General features: G+C 66.4%; 6 protein-coding genes. All 6 read right to left on the reverse strand.

Annotated elements, in window-relative coordinates:
- Positions 1–133: 133 nt before the first annotated feature.
- Positions 134–1297: a hypothetical protein gene (locus tag CXY73_RS06545; RefSeq protein ID WP_104177200.1), complete on the reverse strand. Its 1164-nt coding sequence runs from the start codon at positions 1295–1297 to the stop codon at positions 134–136.
- 244 nt (positions 1298–1541) lie between these two features.
- On the reverse strand, positions 1542–2987 hold the full coding sequence (locus CXY73_RS06550) for an ABC transporter permease (protein ID WP_233198179.1): 1446 nt from the start codon (positions 2985–2987) through the stop codon (positions 1542–1544).
- Entirely contained in the window at positions 2984–3664 is a 681-nt protein-coding gene (locus CXY73_RS06555) for an ABC transporter ATP-binding protein (protein WP_199184333.1), read from the reverse strand. Before CXY73_RS06555 ends, CXY73_RS06550 begins: the two co-directional genes overlap by 4 nt.
- Positions 3661–5226, reverse strand: a complete 1566-nt coding sequence (locus CXY73_RS06560; RefSeq protein ID WP_233198180.1) for a hypothetical protein — start codon at positions 5224–5226, stop codon at positions 3661–3663. Before CXY73_RS06560 ends, CXY73_RS06555 begins: the two co-directional genes overlap by 4 nt.
- Positions 5227–6189: a hypothetical protein gene (locus CXY73_RS06565; protein ID WP_104137672.1), complete on the reverse strand. Its 963-nt coding sequence runs from the start codon at positions 6187–6189 to the stop codon at positions 5227–5229.
- A gap of 201 nt (positions 6190–6390) precedes the next feature.
- Positions 6391–7176 (reverse strand): MBL fold metallo-hydrolase, encoded by a 786-nt coding sequence (locus tag CXY73_RS06570; protein ID WP_104137669.1) that lies wholly within the window; start codon positions 7174–7176, stop codon positions 6391–6393.
- Positions 7177–7265 lie beyond the last annotated feature (89 nt).

Below are 7265 nucleotides of genomic sequence, written 5' to 3' on the forward strand. Positions count from 1 at the left end.
AGATAGCTCGCGGGGGTTCACAACGCCGCCCATGAAAGGCATTGTAAGAATATTCTTTCCTGGCGCAAAGCACGCATATGCTCACGGCAGTTCTGGGCCGAGGTGATTTGTGCTCGATGTCACGCGCCGCAGCTCAGTACCAGTTGTGCTCCTCGGAGTGCGCCCAGGCGTCACAGGGGGTGCCGTAGCGGGAGGCGATGTAGCCGAGGCCCCAGCTGATCTGGGTGGCGGGGTTGGTCTGCCAGTCGTCGCCCGCGGTCTGCATCTTGCTGCCCGGCAGCGACTGGGGAATTCCGTAGGCACCGCTGGATGTGTTGTAGGCGCTCACCCGCCAGCCCGATTCCCGTTGCCAGAGCTGAACCAGACAGTTGAATTCGGCGGTGCCCCAGCTCCGGGCGGCGACCTGGGTTGCGGCGATCGCCTGCGCGCCGCCGCGATCAATCACGGCTCCGACGGGCGGTACGGGCGACGACGCGGGTGACTCGGGTGACTCGGGTGACTCGGATGCCACAGCCGATGCGGTGGCCGCAGCCTGGCGCTGCTGCTCGAGATACTGCTGTTGGGCGACCACGCCGCTTCGATACTGTCTCTCCACATCGGCGGATGAGTTCTTCAATGACGCGAGCTGGGCGTAGAGCACCTCGCTCGCGGACTGCTTCACGACGACCTCCGCGTCGGCCGCCTGCTGGGCCGCGCGCGCAGCCGTGAGGCCGGCCAGTGCCGCGGCTTGTAGTCGGTCGCGCTCCGTGGTCATCGCTTCGGCTTGCGCGCTGAGCGCTTCAGCCAAGTTGCGTTCGGTTTCAGCTTCGGCGGTGAGTCGCCCCGCCTGCTCAGTGAGCCGCTCCATCGTGCCGAGCCGAAACAACAGGTCGTCGGAATGCGTGCTGTCGAAGAAGGCACCCACACTCAAATCGGTGCCTGCGGCGCGGTAAAGCTGGGCACCCAACGCGCCCAGGCGGGCGCTGCTGTCGACGGAGCGAGCGGATGCGGTATCCGCCTGAACAGAGAGCACTGCCTGCTGGGCTGCGGCTGCGCTGTAATCCGCCTGGGTTTGCTCGTGGGCGGCGCCGAGCGCTACGGCGTCGTCGCCGAGGGTGGCGGTGCGGGTCTGCAACTCGTCGAGGGCGAGTTCGATCGAGGACACCTCGGCGAGTGTGGCGGCGACGCTGCTCTTGGCGGCTTCCACCTGCTCCCAGGTTGGATAGTCGTCGACTGCGGCGGCCGAACTCGCGGCGAGGCTTCCGGCCGCGATGGCGGCGGCGGTCGCGAGGCAGAGAAAAATGCCCGGTTGTTTCATGGAACTGATCCTCACCCCGTAGACGGCGAGTTTAGCCGTTGGAGCCGGAAAAACCTGTGGGTGGGTGAATCCGCGCGGACTGCGACGGTCGAAGCGGCGAAACTGTGTGCCATTAACGGATACCCCCGGCTCTGCATGCAGGTTCGCATCGCACGTCGTCGGTCTGGCTGAGTCGAACCGTCGGGGAAGGTTTGACGAGGCTTTAGGGGCATGTTTACCGCGGGTGCCCGGCGCGCCGAGCTCATCAGGTGCCACCGCGGAGAGCGGTGATCGGCTCGATATTGGAGGCGCGCACGGCGGGATAGGCGCCCGCGGCGAGGCCGACGATGGTTCCGAGCAGGGCGGCGCCGATGGCGACGAAGGGGTCGAGAATGGGCGTCCAGCCCTGCAGCAGCGAGACGGCGACGACCGCGAAGACCCCGAGCGCCGAGCCGATCAGGCCGCCGAGCAGGCCGATCACGGCCGACTCCACGATGAACTGCCGGGCGATGTCGTGCTTTGTTGCTCCGAGCGCCCGGCGCAGGCCGATCTCGCCGACCCGTTCCATTACCGAGAGCAGGGTGACGTTGGCGATACCGAGGCCGCCGGCAAGTAGCGCAAGAATGCCGAGGGTGAGAAAGACGATGTTGATGTCGGCTTGAATGTTGTCTTGCAACGACGATGCCGCAGCGGGTGCCTGCACCGTGAAATTCTCCGGTGCGCTCGGGTCGAGTGCGATCGGCGCCTGCCGCGACACCAGCGTGCCGGCACCGACCTCAATTTGCACGTGCAGTTCGGCCGGGGCTGTCAGGCCGAACTGCACGCGGGCGGTGTTCAGCGGCACGATGACGGCATCGAGCAGATTGGCACGTCGTTCGACGCCGTCGATGATGCCGATGACGGTGTACGACACCTCGCCGATGAAGATCGACGGCTGGCTGTCGACCCGATTAATGCCGAGCGTTTCGGCGGCCCGCTCCCCGAGCACGGCCACCCGGTCGCCGCGCTCGTCGTGACCGGCGTCGAAAAAGCGCCCAGTGACGACCTGCCCGCGCACCGCGGCGAGAAGCCCCGATGAGGCGGCGATGACAGCGGGGCTCAGCGTCTGCGCGGCCGATGGATCATTGACCGGAACGGAGGTCACGGGCTGGCCTGCAACATCGACGTCCGCCACGAGACCCGCGCGTTCCACCCCAGCGAGGCGATCGACCCGCTCCGGGGCATCCCACGGCAGCCGGCCGGTGGCCTGTTCGGCGCCGCTCGAGTTGCGGGTCGCGGCCGGTTCGATCAAAATCTGGGTCGCGGAGACGGCATCGAACTGGTTGGAGATCTGCCCGGCGGCGGTCTGTGCGAAACCGATGGTAACCACGAGTGAGGCGATGCCGAGCACGGTGCCGAGGGTCGTCATGACGAGCCGGCTCGGCCGGGCGCCGACGCCGTAGCTCGCCTCGACCAGCAGGTCCTGCACCGAGAACCGGTCGGCCCGGCGAATGACCGGAACGATGATCGGGGTGCCGGAGAATGCGTCGGACTGTGCGGCGGACTGTTCGTCGGCGGTGGGCCCTGAGCGAGCGGATGTTGCCGCGGAGGGCGCTGAGACGTGCGATTCTGCGCCGGAGGGGTCCACTGCAATGGACGCCAAGCCCGCGGGTGCATCCGCGTCGGTGTGTGCGGAACGGCGGCGGAGCATCCGTTTAGAAGAGAAGGTCATGACAGCACGCTCAAGCGACCGTCGGTGATGCGCACGCGGCGGTCGGCCCGGTCGCTGACAGCCTGGTCGTGGGTGATGACGATGAGGGTGAGACCATCGGCGTGCAGTTCTTCGAACAGGTCCATGACCTCGCTGCCAGTGGTCTCGTCGAGGTTTCCGGTGGGCTCGTCGGCGAGCAGCAGTTCGGGCGAGGCGACGACGGCCCGCGCGACGGCGACCCGCTGGCGCTCGCCGCCGGAGAGGGTACCGGGCAGAAAGTCGAGACGATGATTGAGGCCCACCCGGTCGAGGGCTGCGCGGGCCCGGTCCTCGCGCTCGCCGCGCGGAACTCCGCTGTACAAGGTGGCGAGCAGCACGTTATCGAGTACGGTGCGGTGCGGCAGCAGGTGGAAGGCCTGAAAGACGAAGCCGATGGTGCCGCCGCGCACGATGGCGCGCTGTCTTTCGTCGAGCAGGCTCGTGTTGCGGCCGTCGAGGTGGTACTCGCCGACGCTCGGCCGGTCGAGCAGGCCGAGCAGGTTGAGCATGGTGGACTTGCCGGATCCACTCGGGCCGACGATTGACAGGTAGTCGCCGCGTTCGACCCGCAGGTTGACCGATTTGAGAGCCTGCACCTCGGGCGGGCCGGGAAACGATCTCGTGACGTTGACCAGTTCGACGACGGGGGCCGCGATCACCGGCCCACCACGACGAGGTCCCCGACCGCCAGCGAGCCGTCGACGGCGGTGATCTCGACGAATCCTTCGGCGGCGAGGCCGGTCGTGACCTCGACCAGCACGGTTTCCCCGCCGTCGCCGGGGTCGAATTCGACGCGGGATTCGCCCCCCGGACCGGCGGTGAGGGCGGCGAGCGGAACGGCCAGAACTTCTCCCTCGGTCGAACTGACCGGGATGCGTACGCGCACGTTGGTGCCCTGCACGGCCTGGATCTGTTCGTCGGTGAGCGCGTCCGGGGCGAACAGAACGGTGAAGCGGCCGCTCGCTGCTTCACCACTGGCCGCTTCGACGGGGAGGATCGAGGTGATCGTGGCGCCCTGGTCGCCATCAGGCATGGCGAGAATGGCCGGGGCCCCGACCTCAAGCAGGGCGGCGTCGTTCGCCGTCGCCGATCCGGAGATGACCAGGGTCGCGCCCGAAACCCGCATGACCGGGCCGGTGATGCTCGATCCGCGTTTCACGCTGATCTCGTCGACTCGGCGGGGCAGTCCCGGCAGGTAGAGTACCTCGCCGGCGGGCAGGTAGGCCAGCGCACCGTCGCGGGCGTCGTTCAGATTCTCCCCGGCGCGCGTCAGTTCGGCCTTGGCCGCGGTAACGGCGGCCGTCTCCGCGCTCGAGTCCCGCGGGGCGAGGGCCTGGACTCGGCGCGCGACGGCCAGAGTGACGGCCTCGGCGGCATCCGCTATCTCATTGGGTGTACCGTCGGCCCGGGCCGAAGCGAGCGCCCGCTCGGCGCTGCGCACGAGGTTGCCCTGCTCGACCACGTCGACGTTGGACGCCGCACCCTGAACGGTGGCGAGTGCATTATTGGCACTGTCAACGGATGCCTGCGCGCTCGAGACTCCGGCTTCGGCGCCGCTCACTGCGCTCTCGACCTCGGAACCGCCGGTAGGTGCCGGGTAGCCAACCTTGGCGTAGAGCGCGGTAACCGCGCTCGCGGTCTGGGCGTCGAACACGTCGGAGTCGAGCGCACCGGCATCGATTCCGGCCACGCTCAAACCCTGCTTGAGCTGCAGCACGTCGGGACCGGAGACACCGACCCGCAGGGTGCGGTAGACCGGTAGGTCGCCTGGCAACACGATCACCGGGCGACCGGTGACCTCGAGCGCGATCGACGCGGTGTCGAAGATTGCAGCGACCTCTGGGACCTGCCCGGTGACGATGGGTGGCCCGGCGAGTTCACCGGTTTCGATGCTCACTTCGACGGCGTCGGCATAGGTCGCGTCACCGCGCATGGTGACGTCGTTGGCGAGCTGACGATTCTCGACCGGAACGGTGATGAGGCCGGCGGCGGGAGCATCGGCATCCGCTGCGGCCTGCCCGGGCGAGACGATGAGCTGGCCGAGTCCGAGGCCGGCCACGAGGGCGACGATGGCGACCGTGGCCATGACCCAGATGACGCGGTTTCCGACGAACAGGCGGCGCCAGCCCTGGCTACGTGAGTGGGGTTTTAACGCGACCGATTCGGCGGCGGGCGCTAACTCGTCGGGCGCGCTCTTTCTCTGACCGAACCGGCGCGACACCTACTTGCCTTGCTCGGTGTCTGCGATGAGCGCGTCCAGCTCGGACTTGTGATCAATGATGAACTGCTCTTCGAGGTCGAACTGCACCTTTGTCGATGCTTCGGTATAGTCAATCTCTTCGGCGCAGGTGAAGTCGGCCATGGCAACGGCGAGTTCCTTTTCGCGCATCTCGGCGAGCACCGCCTCATCGGGGCCGGCGCCGGTCTGGTTTTCGTAGAGCTCGCTCTGCGCGGTCGAAATCGACTCCTGCGCGTCGGCCTTCTTCGTGAAGGTCGCATAACCGGCGTCGGCCATGCAGACTGCCCACTCGGAATCGAGCTTCACGAGAGTAGCGGAGGACTGCGCCGTTTCGTACATTGCACTCATCGCTTCATAGAGGGCTGCATGTTCGTCCGGTGAGGGCTGGTCGCCGTTGATCTCGTGACTGGCGAAACCCTGGCAGCCCGACGTCTCCCAGCTGTACTCGTAAGAACCGTCTTCACCCATCTCCTCCTCGGTGGGCGTAACGCCATAGAGCACCTCGTAGTAGGCGGCTTGCTCGCCCTCGGAGAGGCTCATCACGTAGTCCTGGTTCGGGTCGACGAACTCCTGGCTCTGCTCCTGCTGCTCGGCGATCTGCTCCGGCGATTGGCTCATGCCGTAACCGTTCTCAGCGACCCACTTCTCGGTGCCATATTCTTCACCGTCGTCGGCGCTCATCATGCCGCTGTACTGCGAGTTGTCGACCGGAACGTAGTCGAAGCCCTCGTCAGCCATGCAGGTCGCCGTCAGTTCTTCTTGCTCCTTCTGCTGCGCCAGCATGGAATCTTCGTCGTAGCCCTCGTTCATCGCCGACATATATTTGGTCAGCGGGCTCTCTGCCGGGTCGAGCTTGGCTTTCGCATCCCCGCCGCCGCATCCCGCGAGCGTCAGTGCGAGCAGTGCGGCAGCGGCGATAGAAGTGAGCAGCGAGCGTTGGCGCATGAATTTCCCCTTTTACGATGATGGCGACGATGCCCGTTTCCCAATAAGATAGCGCATTGCTATGGCCGATTAGGGGTGAACGCTGCTTTGGAGCAGTACAAGAACCATACCGCTTGGTCTGTTTTACACGCAAAGTCAGAGGAGGGTTGGTGGGCCGCCACCTGGAGAAGAAGAAGCCCGGCAACTAGATTCGCGAGCACGTCAGCTCAATCCGCTGCCTCCGCGAAGATAAGCCAGCTGTGCGCGAACGGATGCCTCGGCGGCGAACCGCACCGCGGCATCCGTTTGTGCGTAAACCACGTCGGTAACCCGGGCCGCGCTGGCGTCTTCGCCGAGCTCTCTCAGTGCGGCACGAACCTGCTCGAGACGCTCGTGTCGGTGGGCGAGGTAGGCGTCGCAGCGGGCGGCGAGGTCGGGCAGCACCGCACCGTGGGCCGGCAGTACGATGGCCGGGCCGAGTGCGCGCAGGGATTTGAGAGAGGCGAGGTAGTCGGCGAGGGTGCCGTCGATTATGGAGGTTCCGCGGCCGAGAATGGTGTCGCCGGTGAGCACCGAGCCGGTCGGACCGTCGCCCGGCTGGTGCAGGCAGACGGAGTCGTCGGTGTGGCCGGGGGTATGTATGACGTGGATGCTGGAGCCGGCGGCCTCGATCAGTTCACCGTCTACGAGGGGATCGCCGCCCAGGCAATACGCCGGATCGAATGCCCGCACCGGGGCTCCGGTCAGTTCGGCGAATCGTGCGCTCGCGGCCGTGTGGTCGGCGTGCCGATGGGTCACTAGCACGAGTGTGACCCGTCCCGCCGCGGTGAGGGCGGCGAGGTGGCCATCGTTGAGGGGACCAGGATCGACCACGATGATTTCGGTCGAGCCCGGTGCGGCAATGATGTACGAATTGGTGCCGTCGAGGGTCATCGGCCCCGCATTGGGAGCGAGCAGACTACGGGTGAATGGGCTCGTGTGCTGCGGTTGTGCATCGTGGTCGGGCATAGCTCGCAGCTTAGCCTCGATCCACCGGTCGAGTTGAGGTTGTAGCGGCGCGTTAAACCGAGAATGCCTGTCGGATCAGGAAAAATAGA

It is taken from the genome of Cryobacterium sp. Y50 (genome assembly GCF_002929805.1).
Lineage (GTDB): Bacteria > Actinomycetota > Actinomycetes > Actinomycetales > Microbacteriaceae > Cryobacterium.